This is a genomic window from Comamonas testosteroni (genome assembly GCF_014076415.1).
GTDB lineage: Bacteria > Pseudomonadota > Gammaproteobacteria > Burkholderiales > Burkholderiaceae_C > Comamonas > Comamonas testosteroni_F.
In genome coordinates, this window is sequence record NZ_CP043568.1 from 819,283 (window position 1) to 837,562 (window position 18,280).

At 61.4% G+C, this 18,280-nt stretch carries 18 protein-coding genes and 1 pseudogene; 10 read left to right on the forward strand and 9 right to left on the reverse strand.

Features of this window, described 5'->3' with window-relative positions; translation table 11 throughout:
* Window positions 1–11: 11 nt before the first annotated feature.
* Window positions 12–1,217: a nicotinate phosphoribosyltransferase gene (pncB, locus tag F0P97_RS03665; RefSeq protein ID WP_182285662.1), complete on the reverse strand. Its 1,206-nt coding sequence runs from the start codon at window positions 1,215–1,217 to the stop codon at window positions 12–14.
* Window positions 1,218–1,284: 67 nt separating this feature from the next.
* Entirely contained in the window at window positions 1,285–2,133 is an 849-nt protein-coding gene (locus F0P97_RS03670; protein ID WP_182285663.1) for a cysteine hydrolase, read from the reverse strand.
* A gap of 122 nt (window positions 2,134–2,255) precedes the next feature.
* On the opposite strand from F0P97_RS03670, the gene F0P97_RS03675 reads away from it, so the two are divergent.
* Entirely contained in the window at window positions 2,256–2,939 is a 684-nt protein-coding gene (locus F0P97_RS03675; protein ID WP_182285664.1) for an NUDIX hydrolase, read from the forward strand.
* A gap of 90 nt (window positions 2,940–3,029) precedes the next feature.
* Here the strand turns inward: F0P97_RS03675 and F0P97_RS03680 are convergent, their stop codons facing one another.
* On the reverse strand, window positions 3,030–3,203 hold the full coding sequence (locus tag F0P97_RS03680) for a DUF1328 domain-containing protein (RefSeq protein WP_003058756.1): 174 nt from the start codon (window positions 3,201–3,203) through the stop codon (window positions 3,030–3,032).
* A 187-nt stretch (window positions 3,204–3,390) separates the two neighbouring features.
* Window positions 3,391–4,578 carry a methionine adenosyltransferase gene (gene metK / locus F0P97_RS03685; protein ID WP_034357390.1) on the reverse strand — a complete coding sequence of 396 codons (1,188 nt, stop codon included), beginning with the start codon at window positions 4,576–4,578 and terminating at the stop codon, window positions 3,391–3,393.
* Window positions 4,579–4,704: 126 nt separating this feature from the next.
* Between metK and F0P97_RS03690 the strand changes: the two genes are divergently transcribed.
* On the forward strand, window positions 4,705–5,556 hold the full coding sequence (locus tag F0P97_RS03690; protein WP_182285665.1) for a lysophospholipid acyltransferase family protein: 852 nt from the start codon (window positions 4,705–4,707) through the stop codon (window positions 5,554–5,556).
* Window positions 5,553–6,434 carry a lysophospholipid acyltransferase family protein gene (locus tag F0P97_RS03695; RefSeq protein WP_182285666.1) on the forward strand — a complete coding sequence of 294 codons (882 nt, stop codon included), beginning with the start codon at window positions 5,553–5,555 and terminating at the stop codon, window positions 6,432–6,434. The genes F0P97_RS03690 and F0P97_RS03695 overlap by 4 nt, the downstream gene beginning before the upstream one ends.
* Window positions 6,435–6,486: 52 nt before the next feature.
* Here F0P97_RS03695 and F0P97_RS03700 read toward each other — a convergent pair whose 3' ends face one another.
* Both F0P97_RS03700 and yihA read right to left on the reverse strand, forming a co-directional pair.
* A complete protein-coding gene (locus F0P97_RS03700; protein WP_182285667.1) occupies window positions 6,487–7,401 on the reverse strand; it encodes an alpha/beta fold hydrolase in 915 nt (304 codons plus the stop codon).
* A gap of 44 nt (window positions 7,402–7,445) precedes the next feature.
* On the reverse strand, window positions 7,446–8,216 hold the full coding sequence (gene yihA / locus F0P97_RS03705; RefSeq protein WP_232538119.1) for a ribosome biogenesis GTP-binding protein YihA/YsxC: 771 nt from the start codon (window positions 8,214–8,216) through the stop codon (window positions 7,446–7,448).
* Window positions 8,217–8,293: 77 nt separating this feature from the next.
* On the opposite strand from yihA, the gene F0P97_RS03710 reads away from it, so the two are divergent.
* From F0P97_RS03710 to F0P97_RS03730, 5 genes are all read left to right on the forward strand, one after another.
* Window positions 8,294–8,917 carry a c-type cytochrome gene (locus F0P97_RS03710; RefSeq protein WP_182285668.1) on the forward strand — a complete coding sequence of 208 codons (624 nt, stop codon included), beginning with the start codon at window positions 8,294–8,296 and terminating at the stop codon, window positions 8,915–8,917.
* A gap of 130 nt (window positions 8,918–9,047) precedes the next feature.
* On the forward strand, window positions 9,048–11,228 hold the full coding sequence (locus F0P97_RS03715; RefSeq protein WP_182285669.1) for a cytochrome c biogenesis protein ResB: 2,181 nt from the start codon (window positions 9,048–9,050) through the stop codon (window positions 11,226–11,228).
* Window positions 11,225–12,559 carry a c-type cytochrome biogenesis protein CcsB gene (gene ccsB / locus F0P97_RS03720; protein ID WP_003058739.1) on the forward strand — a complete coding sequence of 445 codons (1,335 nt, stop codon included), beginning with the start codon at window positions 11,225–11,227 and terminating at the stop codon, window positions 12,557–12,559. Before F0P97_RS03715 ends, ccsB begins: the two co-directional genes overlap by 4 nt.
* 194 nt (window positions 12,560–12,753) lie before the next feature.
* Window positions 12,754–13,746, forward strand: a complete 993-nt coding sequence (msrP, locus tag F0P97_RS03725) for a protein-methionine-sulfoxide reductase catalytic subunit MsrP (protein ID WP_182285670.1) — start codon at window positions 12,754–12,756, stop codon at window positions 13,744–13,746.
* The gene (locus F0P97_RS03730; protein WP_182285671.1) at window positions 13,746–14,378 is read left to right on the forward strand and encodes a sulfite oxidase heme-binding subunit YedZ; all 633 of its coding nucleotides are present in this window, start codon (window positions 13,746–13,748) and stop codon (window positions 14,376–14,378) included. The genes msrP and F0P97_RS03730 overlap by 1 nt, the downstream gene beginning before the upstream one ends.
* Here F0P97_RS03730 and F0P97_RS03735 read toward each other — a convergent pair.
* Window positions 14,342–15,169, reverse strand: coding sequence for an MBL fold metallo-hydrolase (locus F0P97_RS03735; RefSeq protein ID WP_182285672.1), 828 nt, complete (start codon window positions 15,167–15,169; stop codon window positions 14,342–14,344). The genes F0P97_RS03730 and F0P97_RS03735 overlap by 37 nt on opposite strands.
* A 54-nt stretch (window positions 15,170–15,223) precedes the next feature.
* Between F0P97_RS03735 and F0P97_RS27950 the strand changes: the two genes are divergently transcribed.
* Entirely contained in the window at window positions 15,224–15,370 is a 147-nt protein-coding gene (locus tag F0P97_RS27950; RefSeq protein ID WP_420093917.1) for a hypothetical protein, read from the forward strand.
* 20 nt (window positions 15,371–15,390) lie between these two features.
* Here F0P97_RS27950 and lptM read toward each other — a convergent pair.
* Window positions 15,391–15,492 (reverse strand): annotated as a pseudogene (lptM, locus tag F0P97_RS27955) (LPS translocon maturation chaperone LptM); the annotation flags it as partial.
* Window positions 15,493–15,504: 12 nt separating this feature from the next.
* On the opposite strand from lptM, the gene cyaY reads away from it, so the two are divergent.
* Complete coding sequence (cyaY, locus tag F0P97_RS03745; protein ID WP_003061987.1) at window positions 15,505–15,846, forward strand: iron donor protein CyaY; 342 nt, start codon at window positions 15,505–15,507, stop codon at window positions 15,844–15,846.
* A 67-nt stretch (window positions 15,847–15,913) separates the two neighbouring features.
* Here cyaY and F0P97_RS03750 read toward each other — a convergent pair whose 3' ends face one another.
* The gene (locus tag F0P97_RS03750) at window positions 15,914–18,244 is read right to left on the reverse strand and encodes a penicillin-binding protein 1A (RefSeq protein ID WP_182285674.1); all 2,331 of its coding nucleotides are present in this window, start codon (window positions 18,242–18,244) and stop codon (window positions 15,914–15,916) included.
* Window positions 18,245–18,280: the final 36 nt, after the last annotated feature.

Sequence of the window (18,280 nt, forward strand, 5' to 3'; positions counted from 1 at the left end):
CCTCCGAAGATTCAAGCTGCCTTGGCAGCAGGCTCAGGGATGTTGAAGACCTGGCGCAGATAGGCCAGATAGGTCTCGTCGTTGCACAGCGTCTTGCCGGGCGAGTCCGAAATCTTGGCCACGGGCTGGCCGTTGGCATGAGTCAGCTTCATCACGATATTGATCGTGGTCAGTCCCATGTCATTGGTCAATCGCGTGCCTATGCCGAAGCCGCACTGGATGCGGTCGGCAAAGCGGTGGTAGAGCGCCAGGGCCATGTCCAGATCCAGTCCGTCCGAGAACACCAGACGCTTGCTCTGCGGGGCAATGCGCAGCTTGTCATAGTGGGCAATGGCCTTCTCGCCCCATTCGAACGGATCGCCGGAGTCATGGCGCAGGCCGTCGAAAAGCTTGGCAAAGTACATGTCGAAGTCGGCCAGAAAGGCGTCCATGCCCACGGTATCGGTCAGGGCGATACCGAGGTCGCCGCGGTATTCCTGCACCCAGTCCTCGAGGGCGGCTACCTGGAAGTCGCGCAGGCGCACTCCCAGGGCCTGATAGGTCTGCAGATACTCATGGGCCATGGTTCCAATAGGCACCAGATTCAGGTCGCGCGCCAGCAGCACATTGGACGTGCCCTTGAACCACTGCGCGGTTTCCTGCGCAAAAGCCTGCACCACCTCGCGTTGCCAGGCTCCCGAGAAGCGGCGACGCACGCCGAAGTCAAACAGCTCGAAGGGATTGTGCAGCTTGGCCTCGACAGCCAGGTGCTTGAGCTGGGCCAGCTTGACCTGCAGGCGCTTGCGGCCTTCGAGCAGGGCGGCCTCGGCATCGAAGCGGCGGAAGTACAGCTCGTTGACGATGGCCAGCACATAGATCTCGAAGCCCATCACATGGACTTGCGGGCCCCTGGCCACGATATGCAGCCGGTCGCCTTCGGCCCAGGCGCGGATGAAGGCACGCTGGAACTGGAAGATACGCAGAAAGTCGATGAAGTCGCTCTTCATGAAGCGCAGACCGGCCAGATAGTCCAGCTCGCCCTTGTCAAAGCGCAGACTGCACAGGGCGTCCAGCTCGCGCTCTACCTCGGGCAGCAACTCGGCCAGCGGGAAGGCCGTGGGCGTGCGACAGACAAATTCGTACTCGGCCTCGGTCTGGGGGTGGCGGTGCAGCATGGCCTGCCACATGGTGAACTTGTAGAGGTCGGTGTCCAGCAGGCTGGTGATGATGGGCTTCATGCCGTTCTTCTTTTCAAAAATATGAGCTGCTAGCGCTTTATCCATAAGTGCTAGAGGCTGATTTGTCTCATAAGCCAAAGCTGGCGCTGGTTTCGCAGCGTACACCGGTTGCACGCATGCGTTGCAGGAAGTCGTGGTGCGCGGCCTCGAATCCGGCGACCGGGCTCATGCAGTCCGTCAGCAGCACGATGCGCGAGTAGTCGCTGCTGCACCAGTGCTCCACGATGTGCTCGGTGGTGGCGCGCACGCAGTGGCTGCTGGCCTCGCCCGCGATCACCAGGGTGCTGCTCTGGCGCAACCGGGCCAGCAAGGCGGTGTTCAGGCCGGTCTCGCCATCCTGCGGATCGGGAACCTCGGCACGAATGGCGCTGTAGTGCTCGGTCCAGGGGTTCATGCCCTTGAAGACATGGCGGGTGGCACGGTGCTGCAGCTCCTGCCACTGGCGGCAGGCCGCGAGCACGCCGGCATGGATGCCATGGCCCCAGCTGCCTATCTCGCAGTGCAGCGGCCAGACCATCAGGGTGTAGCTGCCCTGGGCCTCCAGCTGGCCCAGGTATTGCAGCGTTCGTTCGCGCTCGCCAGCGTTGCGCGGCGCATAGTCGCCGGCACGCACCTGCGCCGCCGTGATCGGGGTGAATGGCAGGACGGCACGGCCATCGCGCTGCTGCCAGAAGGCGGGGTGGGCAATGTCATAAGCCTGGTGCGAGTCCAGAGTGATGGTGATCTGGTCCAGCTTGTCTGCCTGGGCTGCCATCCAGCTGCTCAGGCGCTGCATATCGGCATGAGCACCTGTCACCGGAAGGCTGGGTGCTATCAGCTGATTGTTGTCTGGTGAGCGGGGGCACCAGTCGGCAGGCAGATCGCAGAAGTCGTTTTGCGGGTCAATGATGAGCAGCTGGGCTTGTGGATGACTCATGGTGTTCAGCTTTCATGCTAGATGCAATGTCTGCAGTCTAAAACACTTAAAATATTTTTGCAACTAAGTATTTTTGAGTTGATGTGAAATAATCAGGCAAGAAAAACGAAGTTGGTAAAAAAATGAATCAAAGCGATGAGCGCAGGGAAGCGGTGCAGGTCAGTGTGGATGTGGTGCTGCTGACTCTGGTGGAGCAGCAGCTGCATGCCGTGCTGCTGCGTCGTCAGGCTGCGCCTTTTGCCGGGGTGTGGGCCTTGCCCGGCGGCTTTATTCATACCGATGAGGATGCGGACGCCAAGGCCAGTGCGGCGCGCGTGCTCAGAACCAAGGTGGGCATAGAAGGTGCGTATCTGGAGCAGCTGGCCACTTTCAGCGGCCCGGCACGCGATCCGCGCGGCTGGTCGGTGGCAATCGCCTATTGCGCTCTGCTGCCCGTGCAGAACCTGCCGCCCGATCGCGCCGACATCAGCGTGGTGCCGCTCTCGGCCCTGCCGCAGCTGCCGTTCGATCACCGTGCCATTCTGGACTCCGCCTTGGAGCGCGTGCGCAGCAAAAGCCTGTATTCCTCCTTGCCCGTGCATTTGTGCGGCGAAACCTTCACACTGCCGCAGCTGCAGCAGGTCTATGAAAACATTCTGGGCGAGCCGCTGAACAAGGTCAGCTTCAGGCGCAAGATGGACGAGATGGACTGGCTGGAGCCAGTGCCTGGGGCCATGCAGGGTGGCGGGGCGCACCGGCCCGCCCAGCTTTACCGCGCCAAGCCCGGCTTCAGCCAGACGCTGGCGCTGACTGCCCGGGGGCTTTGAGCTCGTAAGCGCGTTCCCAGGTCGGCCTGCATGAAAAATGCCTGCACAAGGCAGGCATTCGGGTTGGTGTTTCGGGTCGGGCCGCGTCGACTAGCTGACTGCGCCAATGCCCAGCAGGGCCAGAACCACGAAGATCACGGCAACGGCAATGAAAATAAAGAACAGGATCTTGGCTATGCCGGCTGCGCCTGCGGCTACGCCGGTAAAGCCGAAAACACCGGCTACCAGGGAAATGATGGCAAAAATAATGGCCCACTTGAGCATCGGAACTCCTTTGTCTGAAGTGATGTCTCAAGCCTAAGCCGCCGGGCGCAGGCTTGCGGTGCTCATTTGGGGAAAATCCTTGTCGGCTTGATCCGACAACAAAAAAAGCCACCGCAAATTCTTGCGGTGGCTTTTTCATGAAGGTCCGATGACTCGGGCGCTCAGTCCCGCCTGGCGGGCATGCTAATCACTTCAGACCGGCGGCGGCACGCAGCAGAGCTGCCTTGTCGGTGCGTTCCCAGGTGAACTCGGGCTCTTCGCGGCCGAAGTGACCGTAAGCCGCAGTCTTGCTGTAGATGGGGCGCAGCAGATCCAGCATCTGGATGATGCCCTTGGGGCGCAGGTCGAAATGCGCGGCCACCAGCTTGGCGATTTCCGCATCGGGAATCACGCCCGTGCCTTCGGTGTACACGGTGATGTTCATGGGGCGGGCCACGCCGATGGCGTAAGCGACCTGTACCTGGCACTGGCGCGCCAGACCGGCGGCCACCACGTTCTTGGCCACATAGCGGGCGGCGTAGGCGGCCGAGCGGTCCACCTTGGTTGGATCCTTGCCGGAGAAGGCGCCGCCGCCATGGGGGCAGGCACCGCCGTAGGTGTCCACGATGATCTTGCGGCCGGTCAGGCCGCAGTCACCCTGAGGGCCGCCCACGACAAAGCGACCCGTGGGGTTGATCAGGTACTTGGTCTCTTGCAGCCAGGCCGAAGGCAGCACGGGCTTGATGATTTCCTCAATGATGGCTTCGGTGAAAGATGCCTTCATCTTGGTTGCCGTTTCCGACTGATCGGGGCTGTGCTGGGTGGACAGCACCACGGTGTCGATGCTGTGGGGCTTGCCGTCCACATAGCGCAGGGTCACCTGGCTCTTGGCGTCGGGGCGCAGAAAGGGCAGGCGGCCATCCTTGCGCAACTGGGCCTGGCGTTCCATCAGACGGTGTGCGTAATAGATGGGCGCGGGCATCAGCTCGGGCGTTTCGTCGCAGGCGTAGCCGAACATCAGGCCCTGGTCGCCAGCGCCGGTGTTCAGCTCGTCATCGCTGGCCTTGTCCACGCCCTGGGCGATGTCCTGGCTTTGCTTGTCGTAGGCGACGAGCACCGAGCAACCCTTGTAGTCGATACCGTATTCGGTGTTGTCGTAGCCGATGCGCTTGATGGTGTCGCGTGCGACCTGGATGTAGTCCACATTCGCACCGGTGGTGATTTCACCGGCCAATACCACCAGACCGGTGTTGGTCAGTGTCTCGGCAGCCACGCGGCTGTGCGGGTCTTGGGTGAAAATAGCGTCCAGAATCGCGTCAGAGATCTGGTCGGCAACCTTGTCGGGGTGGCCTTCAGAAACCGATTCCGAGGTAAACAGAAAATCGCTGTTCGCCATTGATATAACTCCTTGTAGCTTGGGCAATTGCGTTGCCCGAGCTTCGAAGTCTGGCGAACGCTTTAGCAGTTTTGTTTTTACGTCGCCCTGCAAGTTGCTCTTTAACTCAGCGACCCCGCTATTCTAATGCCTTCCCTGTTTCGACTGTTTGCTGCACTGCCTTTATGGCTATTGCATGGCCTTGGCGCTGCCATGGGGTGGGTGACCTGGGCGCTATCTCCCACCTATCGGCGCCGATTTGCAGCCAATGCGGCGCAGGCTGGCTATGCCTTTGCTCAGGTCAGGGCAGCCGTGGGACATGCAGGTCGCATGGTGTTCGAGATGCCGCGCATCTGGCTGGGCCGTTTGCCGGATTGCGACATCGTCAATGGCGAATGCGCCGAACAGGCATATGCCAAGGGCAAGGGCATTGTCTTTCTCACGCCACATCTGGGTTGCTTCGAGATGTCCGTGCAGGCCGCAGCGCGGCGCTGGTCGGATCGGCATGGCGCAATTACCGTGCTCTATCGCCCCGCACGCCAGGGCTGGTTGGCCGAAATTCTGGAAACCGCGCGCAATCGTCCTGGCGTTCAGGCCGTTCCCACCACCCTGGCAGGCGTGCGTCAGATGATCAAGGCGCTGCGTCAGGGGGCAGCCGTGGGGCTGCTGCCCGATCAGGTGCCGCCCAATGGTCTGGGTATCTGGTCGCCTTTTTTCGGTCGTGATGCGTATACGATGACATTGGCAGCACGCCTGGTGCTGCAAACCGGGGCCACGGTGATCGTGGCGCGGTGCGAGCGCAAGTCCTGGGGGCGGGGCTACACGCTGTATCTAGAGGAATTGCCTGTGCCCGAATCTCAATCGCTGGAAGCCACCGTGGCGCTTATCAATCGCGCCATGGAAACCACCATTCGTCAGTCTCCGCAGCAATATCTGTGGGGCTATGGCCGCTACAAGCAGCCACGTGAAGACAAGCAACTCTCGGGGGAGAAGGCATGAGCGCCAGCAAGATCGCCATTGCCGGCATGCATGTGCTGGCCAAGCTGCCGCTGCCCGTGCTGCGTGGCCTGGGCAAGTTTGTGGGACGGGTGCTGTTTGTAGTGGCGGGCCAGCGCCGGCGCATTGCGCTGCGCAATTTCGAACTGTGCTTTCCCGATGTGCCTGAGGTGCAGCGCAAAGCCTGGGCGAAGGAGTCTTTTGAAGTCTTTTGCCAGACTTTTCTCGACAGAAGCTGGCTGTGGTTCGGCTCGGAGGAACTGGTGCGCAGCCGTGTCAAGCTGATCGGAGCCACGCATGAACTGGAGGGCGATACGCCCACCATCGTCTTTGCGCCGCATTTCTACAGCATGGATGCCGGCGGCCTGGCCCTGCCGCTCAATACCGGGCGCGAGTTCACCTCCATCTTTGCCACCAATCCCGATCCGGACCTGGATGCCTGGTTCATGAATGGCCGTCAGCGCTTCGGCAACGTGAAGATGCTCAATCGCGCCGATGGCGTCAAACCCATCATCCAGTGCCTGCGCAAGGGCGGGCTGCTGTATCTGCTGCCCGATATGGACTATGGCAAGAACGATTCGGTGTTCGTTCCCTTTTTTGCGGTGCAGAACACGGCCACGATTCCCTCGCTTTCGCGCTTTGCGCGCCTGGGCAAGGCCAAGGTGGTGGCACTCTACAACCGCATGACGCCCGAAGGCTATGTGGCCGAGCTGACGCCGGCCTGGGAGAACTTCCCGACTGACGACCATGTGGCCGACACTGCGCGCATGAACCGTGAGCTGCAGGCTGCCATCATGACCATGGTTCCGCAGTATTACTGGGTGCACAAGCGCTTCAAGACGCGGCCCGATGGCGAGCCATCGCTGTATTCCAAAGAATAAACATCAAGGCGGCTTGAAAGCCCAGGTGGAAGGAGGCCGGCTGCTTCTTTTTTCAGGAGCGACCTGGCGTCAGAAACTCCGTCAATGCGCGCTGCACGGCCTCAGGCCTCTCATGGACCACCCAGTGGCTGCAGCCTTGCAGATGCTCTATCTCAAGCTGCGACACCCATTGCTCCAGCCCATGCAGCAGAGCAGGTTGCAGTGCCAGGTCGCTATCCCCCCAGAGAATGCGCACCGGCACAGGGATGTGCAGCATTTCAGCGGGCAGACTGAGCTCGCGAATGTCCTGCAGCTCATCGGCGCTGCCGCCGGGCCGAGGCGGCACAAGCGGGCTGGCAGCGTAGAACATGCAGGCACCGTGTACGCCCAGGTCCCAATGCTCGCGGTATTGCTGCTGACGCTCGGGCGTCAGCCATGCGGGCGTGCTGCCGTCGGGGTTCTGAAAGAATCCCAGCATGCGCTGCCAGCCGTTTTCGGCCAGCAGCTCGGGCGCATCGGGCCGGCGCAGAAAATGCATGTACTGGCTGGCGGACTGCTGCACAGGGTTGGACTGAAGCTCGCGCAAGAAGCTGCCGGGATGCGGGGAATTCAGTATGAGCAGCCGCTCAAGCTGTTGGGGATAGCGGTTGGCCAGGCCCCAGGCCACGGCGCCGCCCCAGTCATGGGCAATCACGCAGGCAGCGCGCTTGTCACGGCTCTCCAGCGCAATCAAGGCCGCAAGATCCTCCACCAGATATTTGGCGCGGTAGTCGCTGATGGCCGTGGGCTGGCTGGAGCGGCCGTAGCCGCGCAGATTGGGCGCCACGCAGCGGTAGCGGCTGCCAAACTGCGCAAGCAGCCCATCCCAGATGAAGGCCCCTTCGGGAAAGCCGTGCAGAAACAGCAACAGGGGCTGACCCGGCTCGCCGCTGGTGCGGCATTCCAGTTCAACCCCTGTGGACAGGGTATGCATGCAAGTCGTGACCATGAAGCTCTCCTTTTTGTAGCTTCTGGCGCTTGCAAGATAAGCGCCTATGGCTGATTTTGCGCAGGTGTCTCGTCCGCGGGCGTCGCTTGGGTGACGGGAGCAGCCTGGGGCAATCCCGCCTGGGGCAAACCTGCCTGGGGCAACCCCTCGGGGTGGCACCAGTGCCACAGCAGCTGAGCCACATCGTCCACGCCCTGCTTTTTGAGGGCGGAGAACAGGCGCACCTCGCCACCGCCCGCATTGAGCTTGGTGATGGACAGGATCTTGGCCTGCTCGGCGCGGGTCAGCTTGTCGGCCTTGGTCAGCACGATGAGGAACTTCAGACCTTGCTCCACGCGTGGGCGGATGGCATCCAGCAGGGCTTCGTCGAGTTCGGTCAGGCCCAGACGCGGGTCGCACAGCAGCACCACGGCCGAGAGGCTTTCGCGGCTCATCAGATAGTTGAGCATGACGCGCTGCCAGCGCTCCTTGTCGGTGCGGGAGACGGCCGCGTAGCCATAGCCGGGCAAGTCGGCCAGCACGGCATCGGTCACGCCCTGCTTGCCCAGTGCGAACAGGTTGATGTGCTGGGTGCGGCCGGGCTTCTTGGAAGCGAAGGCCAGCTGCTTTTGCTGGGTCAGCGTATTGATGGCAGTGGACTTGCCGGCGTTGGAGCGGCCGACGAAGGCAATCTCGGGAACGTCAACCTTGGGCAGCTGGTTGAGCTGGGCCGCGGTCGTGAAAAAGCGTGCGGTGTGCATCCAGCCCATCGCAAGCTTGCTGTCGATCAAAGAAAGTGTTTTTCCGGTAGTGGTATCCGGGGAAGCATGGGTCATGACGGTAACTATTTCAGGGAGGCCCATTGTAGAATTTGACGGATTCGCGCTCTCAACAATAGACCCAGCCCCTTGATATGAAGTTGCTTGCCTCTTTGCTGACTGCTGCCATTTTCGCAGCACCTGCCTTCCCCGCATTTTCGGCGGGAGAAACACCTGTGAAGGCGGATGCTGCCAAAGGGCAAGCCAGTTATGGGGCGGTTTGCGCCGCCTGTCATGCCGCAGACGGCAATTCCACCATTCCCCTGCAGCCCAAGCTGGCCGGCCAGCACCCCGAGTATCTGGTCAAACAGCTGCGCGAGTTCAAGGATGGCAAGCGCAATGACCCGGTGATGAAGGGCTTCGCCGCCACGCTCAGCGATGGCGATATGCAGAACATTGCGGCCTGGCTGCATACCCAGGCACCCAAGAACGGCTTCTCCAAGGACAAGGACTCCATTGCCCTGGGCGAACGCATTTACCGCGGCGGCATTCAGGAGCGCCAGATTGCCGCCTGCGCGAGCTGCCACAGTCCCAACGGCTCCGGCATCCCGGCACAGTACCCGCGTCTGTCGGGGCAGCATGCGGAATACACCATGAAGTCGTTGACGGATTTCCGCGACGGCAAGCGCAGCAATAGCATTCCCATGGCCCAGGTTGCTGCCAAGCTTAATGATCGCGAAATCAAGGCCGTGGCAGACTATATAGCTGGCTTGCGTTAAAAATCCTTTTCATCAGATGCGCGGGTGACTCCGGGAACTTTCAGGCATCTGGCACCCCCCAAGTCAGGCGGGCCCATCGGCTAGTTCAGCAGATGGCCCGCCTTTTTGCGTTCGGCTCTATCTCATCCTCATGTCAGACCTTCCACTTCGCGATCGTGACTCCTCTCGCTCACAGGCAGTGCGCGCGACTCTGGAGTTGCTGGCCTCCATGCGCTTTGCGATTTCACTGCTCACGGTGATCTGCATCGCATCGGTCATCGGCACGGTGCTCAAGCAACATGAACCGCTGGTCAACTATGTCAACCAGTTCGGTCCCTTCTGGGCGCAGCTGTTTCTGGCACTCAAGCTCAATGCGGTCTATAGCGCCTGGTGGTTTCTGCTGATTCTGGCCTTCCTGGTCATCAGCACCTCGTTGTGCGTGAGCCGCCATGCACCCAAATATCTGGCCGATATCCGCAATTACAAGGAGAACCTCCGCGAGCAAAGCCTCAAGGCTTTCCACCATCGCGCCGAGGCCGATGTGGCTGGCAGCACCGAAGAGGCGGCCAAGCGCATCGGCCAGCAACTGGTGTCTGGCGGCTGGAAGGTCAAGATGCAGCAGCGCGACACGGCGGCCGGGCCCGGTACCGGCTGGATGCTGGCAGCCAAGGCCGGCGCGGCCAACAAGCTGGGCTATATCGCCGCGCATTGCGCGATCGTGCTGATCTGTATTGGCGGTCTGTTTGACGGCGATCTCATCGTGCGGGCCCAGATGCTGCTGGGCGGCAAAACGCCTTATACCGGTGGCGGCATGATCTCGGATGTGGCACCGGAGCATCGTCTGTCGATCAAGAATCCGACCTTCCGGGGCAACCTCATGGTGTCCGAAGGCACGCAGTCCGGTACTGCCATCCTGAATCAATCGGATGGCATCTTGCTGCAAGATCTGCCATTTTCGGTAGAGCTCAAGAAATTCATCGTGGAGTACTACTCCACCGGCATGCCCAAGCTGTTTGCCAGCGATATAGTGATTCACGACCGCGCCACGGGCGAGAAGCTGGAAAAGCGCGTGGAAGTGAACCATCCGGCCAGCTACAAGGGCATCGAGATCTACCAGAGCAGCTTCGATGACGGCGGCTCCAGCGTCAAGCTCCATGCCGTGCCCATGGATGGCGTCTCCCAGCCCTTCGACGTGGAGGGCGTGATCGGCAACTCCACCGAGTTCGTGCGCAAGCTGGCCGATGGCCAGCAGGACAAGGTGACGCTGGAGTACACGGCGCTGCGCACCATCAATGTGGAGAACTTCGGCGGCCAGGACAAGGGCGGCGCCGGCACCGATGTGCGCAAGGTCGACCTGAAGCAGGCCATCGACGAGCGTCTGGGCGCAGCCCACAAGACCACGGACAAAAAGGATTTGCGCAATATCGGCCCCAGCGTGGGCTACAAGCTGCGCGATGCCTCGGGTCAGGCGCGCGAGTTCCAGAACTATATGCTGCCCGTGGACACGGGCGAGGGCCAGCCCGTCTTCCTGCTTGGCGTGCGTGAGAACCAGGCCGACCAGATGCGCTATCTGCGCGTGCCTGCCGATCCTGAAGGCACGATGAACACCTTTATGCAGCTGCGTCAGGCCATGCAGAACAAGGCCCAGGCCGAGAAGGCGGCGCGCGCCTATGTGCAGCGTGCGGTCGATGTCTCCAGGCCCGAGCTGGCCGAGCCGCTGACGCAGTCCGCGCTCAAGGCGCTGGAGCTGTTCGCCGGTCAGGACCGCAAGCTCAAGGGTCCTGACGGCCGCCAGCTGGGTGGTCTGCAGGCGATATCGGACTTCATGGACAGCAATGTGCCCGAGGCCGAGCGCGAGCGCGCCGGCGAGGTGCTGGTGCGGATTCTGAATGGCGTGCTGTTCGAGCTGGCCCAGCAGGTGCGCCAGCAGGCGGGGCTCAAGCCTTTCGAGAACGACGAAAAGACCCAGGCCTTCATGACGCAATCGGTGTTCTCGCTCAGCGACGCGCAGTTCTACCCGGCGCCCGTGGTCTTCATGCTGCAGGACTTCAAGCAGGTCCAGGCCAGCGTGTTCCAGGTGGCGCGTGCCCCTGGTAAAAACATTGTTTACCTGGGTTGCCTCTTCCTGATCATCGGCGTTTTTGCCATGCTGTACGTGCGTGACCGCCGCATCTGGATCTGGCTGACCCCAGCGAACGGTGGCAGCCATGCGAACATGGCCTTGTCCACCAACCGCAAGACCATGGATGGCGACCGCGAGTTCGTCATGCTTGCCGACAAGCTGATCGGGGCCAAGCCCTTACAAAAGAAGACTCCCGGAGGTTCTGTATGAACACCGCAACCACGACATTGACTCTGAACGAAGGCTATTTTGCCCGCCGCAACTGGTTTGACTGGTTGTTCGCGGTTGTGGTGGCCGTGGGCCTGGGCTATGCGCTGCAGCGCTACGCCGCCTATATGGATGTGTATGAGAAGGGCATTTTGCTGGCGACCATCCCGGCCATGATCTGGATGGGCTGGTTCTGGCGCCCGCTGGCGGTGCTGATGCTGACCGTGGCCGGCTTCTCGCTGATGGCCATCGGTCTGTACCAGGGAGGAGATGGCGGCGAACTGGCACGATCGGAGACCGTCTTCGGCCTGAAGTACTTCCTCTCCAGCCAGTCCGCCATCCTCTGGATGAGCATGGTGTTCTTCATCAGCACGGCGTTCTACTGGATAGGCGTGTTTGCCAAGGGCGAGCGCTCGGTGATGTCGCTGCTGGGCTCGCGCCTGGCCTGGCTGGCCGTCGCCATGGCGCTGATCGGCACCATGGTGCGCTGGTACGAGAGCTATCTGCTGGGTCCGGACATCGGCCATATCCCTGTCAGCAATCTCTACGAAGTGTTCGTCATGTTCTGCTGGATGACGGCCATCTTCTATCTGTACTATGAGCAGCATTACGACACGCGTGCCCTGGGCGGCTTTGTGATGCTGGTGGTCAGCGCGGCCGTGGGCTTTCTGCTCTGGTACACGCTGGTGCGCCAGGCCCATGAGATTCAGCCCCTGGTGCCTGCTCTCAAGAGCTGGTGGATGAAGCTGCATGTGCCCGCCAACTTCATAGGCTACGGCACGTTCGCGCTGTCGGCCATGGTGGCGTTTGCCTATCTGATCAAGCAGCAGGCCACCGAGACCAAGTGGTACAAGCTTGCGCCGCTGTGGCTGCTGGGCGTGGTCCTGTGCTTCGAGCCCATCGTCTTTCGCAAGGGTGCGACCGAGAACGGCGGCAGCTACTGGATGGTGTACTTCGGCATCTCGGCCCTGATCGTGGCCGGCATCCTGCTCTCGCGCAAGCGTATTGCGGCCCGCCTGCCTTCGTTCGAGATCCTGGACGACGTGATGTACAAGGCCATCGCCGTGGGCTTTGCCTTTTTCACCATCGCCACCGTGCTCGGCGCTCTGTGGGCGGCCGAGGCCTGGGGCGGCTACTGGAGCTGGGACCCCAAGGAAACCTGGGCGCTGATCGTCTGGCTCAACTACGCCGCCTGGCTGCATATGCGCCTGATGAAGGGCCTGCGCGGCACGGTGTCCGCCTGGTGGGCGCTGGCGGGTCTGGCCGTCACCACCTTTGCTTTCCTGGGCGTGAACATGTTTCTGTCGGGGCTGCATAGCTACGGCGAGCTGTAGGCTTCGCACCAGGCGCTCCAAAATACAGGAGCTGCTTGCGCTGACTGAATAAGGATTTCAAGTTGAAAACAATCTGAAATCTTTGATCATCAAGCGTGAGCAGCTCCTTTTTTATTAAGAAGTTCGGAGGAACTTTGCTGACGCAGGGAGCGTCCAAATCGCACTACTCTTGATCGTCGTTTGGGAGCATTCCTATGCTGATACGTCACCGCAACCAAGGCTTCGAGCATCCACTGGGCAGCGAGATCACGCCTCGGACCCAATACCTGCAGCGTCGGGACTTTCTGCAGACCCTGGCCATGGGGGCGGCGGGTGCGACCCTGGCCGGCTGGGCCGGCCGTGACGCGCTGGCTGCGGCCGATCGCGTGCATCTGCCAGCCCTGAAGGGCGTGGCCAGCAAGGTGGCCGGCGCCATGACCGTGGAGGCGACCACCAGCTACCAGGATGTGACCAGCTACAACAACTACTACGAGTTCGGTCTGGACAAGGACGAGCCCGCACGCAATGCGCACACGCTCAAGACCCGGCCCTGGACGGTGCGCATAGAAGGTCTGGTGCAGAAGCCGCAGACCCTGGACATCGACAGCCTGCTCAAGCTCGCGCCCATGGAAGAGCGCATCTACCGCCTGCGCTGCGTGGAGGGCTGGTCCATGGTCATCCCCTGGGTGGGCTACTCGCTGTCCGAGCTGCTGAAGAAAGTGCAGCCGCTCTCAGGCGCCAAGTATGTGGAATTCGTCACCCTGGCCGACAAGGCCCAGATGCCCGGACTCAGAAGCGGTGTGCTGGACTGGCCGTATACCGAAGGCTTGCGGCTGGATGAGGCCATGCACCCGCTGACGCTGCTGGCCTTCGGCATGTATGGCGAGGTTCTGCCCAATCAGAATGGTGCGCCGCTGCGCCTGGTCGTGCCCTGGAAATATGGTTTCAAGAGTGCCAAGTCGCTGGTGGCGATCCGCCTGACCGACAAGGAGCCGGGCACGGCCTGGAACAAGGCGGCACGCAACGAGTACGGCTTTTATTCCAATGTGAATCCCGAGGTCGATCATCCGCGCTGGAGCCAGGCCACCGAGCGGCGCATCGGCGAGGGCGGGCTGTTCGCCAAGCGCCGCAAGACCCTGCTGTTCAACGGCTATGGCGATCAGGTGGCGTCGCTGTATGCGGGCATGGACCTGAAGAAGTTCTACTGATGCAGGCCTGGTTGCTCAGGCCCTGGGCCAAGCCGCTGGTCTTCACGCTGTGCCTGCTGCCTTGCGCATGGCTGTTCTATGCGGCGTTCACCGACGGGCTGGGGGCCAATCCGGCCGAAGCCCTGTTGCGCAGCACGGGTGACTGGACCCTGCGTTTTCTCTGCATCGTGCTGGCGGTGACGCCGCTGCGGCAGATCAGCGGCTGGAATCTGCTGGTGCGCTACCGGCGCATGCTGGGCTTGTACGTATTCTTCTACGCCTGCCTGCACCTGCTTTGCTATGCCTGGTTCGACATGGGGCTGGACTGGGGCGATATCGTGGCCGATATTCCCAAGCGTCCATTCATTCTGGTGGGTTTCAGCACCTGGCTGCTGCTGCTGGTGCTGGCCGTCACCTCGCCCAGGTTCATGCTCAGGGCTCTGGGCGGCAAGCGCTGGCAGTGGCTGCACCGCGCCATCTATGTGGCGGTGCCGCTGGCCTTGCTGCATTTTTTCTGGATGCGCGCCGGCAAGAACAACTTTGCCGAGGTGGCCGTCTATGCGGCCATTCTCGCTAGCTTGCTTGGCTGGCGAGTGCTGCGTGCACTCAGAGGCAATCAACCGGCCACGGCGCGCAAGGGCGGACGTACCTGACGCGATACCGGGTCGATCTCCGCTGAAGGCAGCTGGTAAGCGCGCTGGTCGAACAGGTCGATTCCGCATTGCAGGCCTTCGAGCCAGTTGAACAGATCGCCAATCGCCTGTTTGCCCATGATGGGTGCGCCATGCTGGGGCACGATCATGTCTATGGGCAACTGTCGTGCCATCTGCACCCACAGCCTCAGAATCTTGTTGGAGACCATGTAGCGACGGTGAAAGCCTTCCATGCGCGAGATATGGGGAGCGAGGTCGGTGACGGGCTTCTGCGCTTCTGCTCCGGTGGTCAGTGAGACGCCCAGATCGCCCGTGAACAGAATCTTGCTGATGGGGTCGTAGAAGTGGAAGTTGCCCTCGGCATGGAGAAAATGCGCGGGCAGCAGCACCAGCTCGGTATTGCCCAAGGGCAGGCGTCCGCCCGAGTCCGGTACGCCGATGACGCGGTTTTCCGTCTTGCCCACCTTGGTGAAGTGCGGTGCAAAGCGCTCCCAGATGCGCGAGATGACCAGTTGTGCGCGGGTGCTGCTCATCCAGCGATCCAGCGAGGCAATGATGTCCGGATCGGCATGCGAGGCAATCAGATAGGCCAGCTTCTGCGGTGGGAAATGCCGCGACATGCCCATGAACAGCTCGTTGAAAGCCAGGTTGCCACCGGGATCAATGATGGCGCCCGTGCCGTTGTCCACGATCAGGAACTGGTTGGCCTGAATGGCCTGACCGTCCTCCTCGATGAGGTCGGTGAACATCAGACAGACGTGGTTTTTGTCGCGATAGAGCTCAATGGACATGGCAGTTTGTCAAAGGACAAGATGCCATCACTCTAGAGAGTAAGTCCGGAGACCATGTTGACGTGCATCAAGCCTCAGGGCTTGGCATCGGTCTGGGGCATTTCGTCAGCCTCGATCGGCGTGGCTTTCGCTGCGGGTTTTGCGGCACTGGAAGGCTTGGTGGAAATGCCCAGTGTCTCGGGCAGCGTGGCGCGACCCTGAGCCGCAGGATCTGTAGGCAGATAGAGCGGGCCTTTTTGCCCGCAGGCGGAAAGTGCTGCCAGGGACGCCGCACAAGCCGCAAGGGCAATGCTCCTGACTAAAATTTGGTTGGCTTTCAACATGGGCAAATTGTAATGACTGACCTTGAATATCTGGACCGCGCCGACCAACTTCTGCTGGCTGTGGAGCAATGCTGTGATCGCATCAATGACGAAACCGATGCCGACCTTGATGCCCAGCGCGTGGGTGGCATGGTGACTTTGGTGTTTGCCAATCGCAGCCAGATTGTCATCAACCAGCAAAAGCCCCTGCATGAAATCTGGCTGGCGGCCAAGGCTGGCGGCTTTCACTATCGTTTTGACGAAGACAAGAAAGTCTGGCTGGACACCAAGGGGGCTGGCGAGTTCTTTGCCAATCTGACGCAATATGCGAGCGAGCAGTCGGGCATGGCTCTGGAGTTCAAGGCCCTGGCCTGAACATTCAGGGTGCTGGAATAAAAAAAGCCTGCCTCGATGAGAGGCAGGCTTTTTGTTGTTGGAGGACTTAGTTTCTGAACAGGTCCAGAATGCGGCTGCGCTCCTCTGCGGCCGGAGGCTGGGTGGCACCCGGGCCAGCGTTGCCAGGATCGGAGACGCCTTCCATGCCGAGGCTGGAGACGCCGCCGTTGCGAGCGTTCTCTTCGTAATACCAGTCGCCGCCCATATTGACCACGCCAGGCGGGGTTTGTACTTCGGCGACGGGGACGCCCTTGAGCGCATGCTGCATGAAATTGATCCAGATGGGCAGGCTCAGGCCGCCACCGGTTTCGCGCGAGCCCAGGTTGCGCGGGGTGTCGTAGCCAATCCAGGAGACAGCGGCAATGCTGGGCTGGTAGCCAGCAAACCAGGCGTCCACCGAGTCATTGGTGGTGCCGGTCTTGCCATACAGGTCGGGGCGCTTGAGTGTGGCCTGCGCACGTGCAGCCGTACCCACGCGTGCCACATCGTTGAGCAGCGTTCCGGTGAGGAAGGCATTGCGCTCGGGAATGGCCTGGGGCAGCTCTTTGACCGCAGGTGGAGTGAACTCGGAGAGGATGCGACCCTTGTGGTCGGTCACGCGGGCAATCAGCCAGGGGTTGATTCGATGGCCTCCGTTGGCAAACACCGAATAGGCTCCCGCCATCTGCAGCGGCGTGACCGAGCCGGCGCCAAGGGCCATGGTCAGGTAGGCGGGCTGCTTGGCGGCGTCGAAGCCAAAGCGCGTCGCCCATTCCTGCCCGGTCTTGGGGCCGATGGCCTGCAGCAAGCGGATGGAGATCATGTTCTTGGACTTGTTCAAGCCCGTGCGCATGGTCATGGGGCCGTCGTAGCGGCCGTCGTAGTTCTTGGGCTCCCAGGGCTGACCACCGGTGGTTGCTGCACTGAAGAAGATCGGTGCGTCGTTGATCATGGTGGAAGGCGAGAAGCCGTGTTCCAGCGCCGCAGAGTAGATGAAGGGCTTGAAGCTGGAGCCGGGCTGGCGCCAGGCCTGGGTCACGTGGTTGAACTTGTTCTTTTCGAAGTCGAAACCACCGATTAGCGCGCGGATGGCGCCGGTTTGCGTGGACATGGCCACAAAAGCGCCCTCGACTTCGGGTAGCTGGGTGATTTCCCAGGCTCCCTTGGAGTTCTTGATGGCGCGGATCACGGCGCCGGGGCGGATCTTGATATTGGGCGGTGCCTTGGGGCTGAGGCCTGATTCTGCGGGCTTGAGGTTGTCGCCGGTGATCTCGAAATGGGTACCGTCCGCACGGGCCGCGACGATCTTGCGAGGCGATGCTTCCAGCACCACGGCCGCAACCACATCGCCGTTGTCGGGATGGTTGGCCAGGGCATCGTCGATGGCGTCTTCCAGCTCCTGAGCGTTGCTGGGCAGAGTGATGAACTTCTCGGGGCCGCGGTACTTCTGGCGGCGTTCGTAGTTCATGATGCCTTCGCGCAAAGCCTTGTAGGCGGCCTCTTGTTCACCGGCATTGAGGGTGGTGTAGACGTTCAGGCCGCGGGTATAGGCATCGCTGCCGTATTGGGCAAAGATCAGTTGACGGGCCATTTCGGCCACGTACTCTGCATGCACGCGAGTCGAATTGGCGGCAGTACGCAGCTTGAGAGGCTCTTCGCGGGCCTGCTTGGCCTGCTCTGCGGTGATGAAACCGTTTTCCTCCATGCGCTCGATGATGTAGAGCTGGCGGATGCGAGCGCGTTTGGGGTTGCTGATCGGGTTGTAGGCCGATGGAGCCTTGGGCAGGCCGGCCAGCATGGCGGCTTCGGCCACCGTGATGTCCTTGAGCGGATGGCCGAAGTAGGCTTCGCAGGCAGCTGCAAAGCCATAGGCACGGTTGCCAAGGAAAATCTGGTTCATGTAGATCTCGAGGATCTGCTCCTTGGTGAGCAAGTGCTCAAGCTTGAAGGTCAGCAGGATTTCGTAGATCTTGCGGGTGTAGGTCTTCTCGGAAGAGAGGTAGACATTGCGCGCGACCTGCATGGTGATGGTGGAGGCCCCCTGGCTCTTGACCTTGCCCAGGTTGGCCAGCGCAGCACGCAGCATGCCCTTGTAGTCCACGCCGCCATGCTCGAAGAAGCGCGTGTCTTCGATGGCCAGCACCGCATCCGTCATGACCTTGGGGATCTCGTTGATGGGGGTCAGGGTGCGGCGCTCTTCTCCGAATTCGCCAAGCAGTGCTCCTTCGCTGGAATACACGCGCAGCGGCAGCTTGGGGCGGTAGTCTGCGAGCTCGGAGACATCGGGGAGGTTGGGATAGGCCATGGCCAGTGCCACGGCCACGGCCAGCAACACCGCCAGGGCCGCGGCGACGGCAAGTCCGATCAGCCAGAAAATGGAGCGCGGCAACCAGTGCATGCGTTTTTTAGGAGTTTGGGAGCCAGGCGCAGGAGC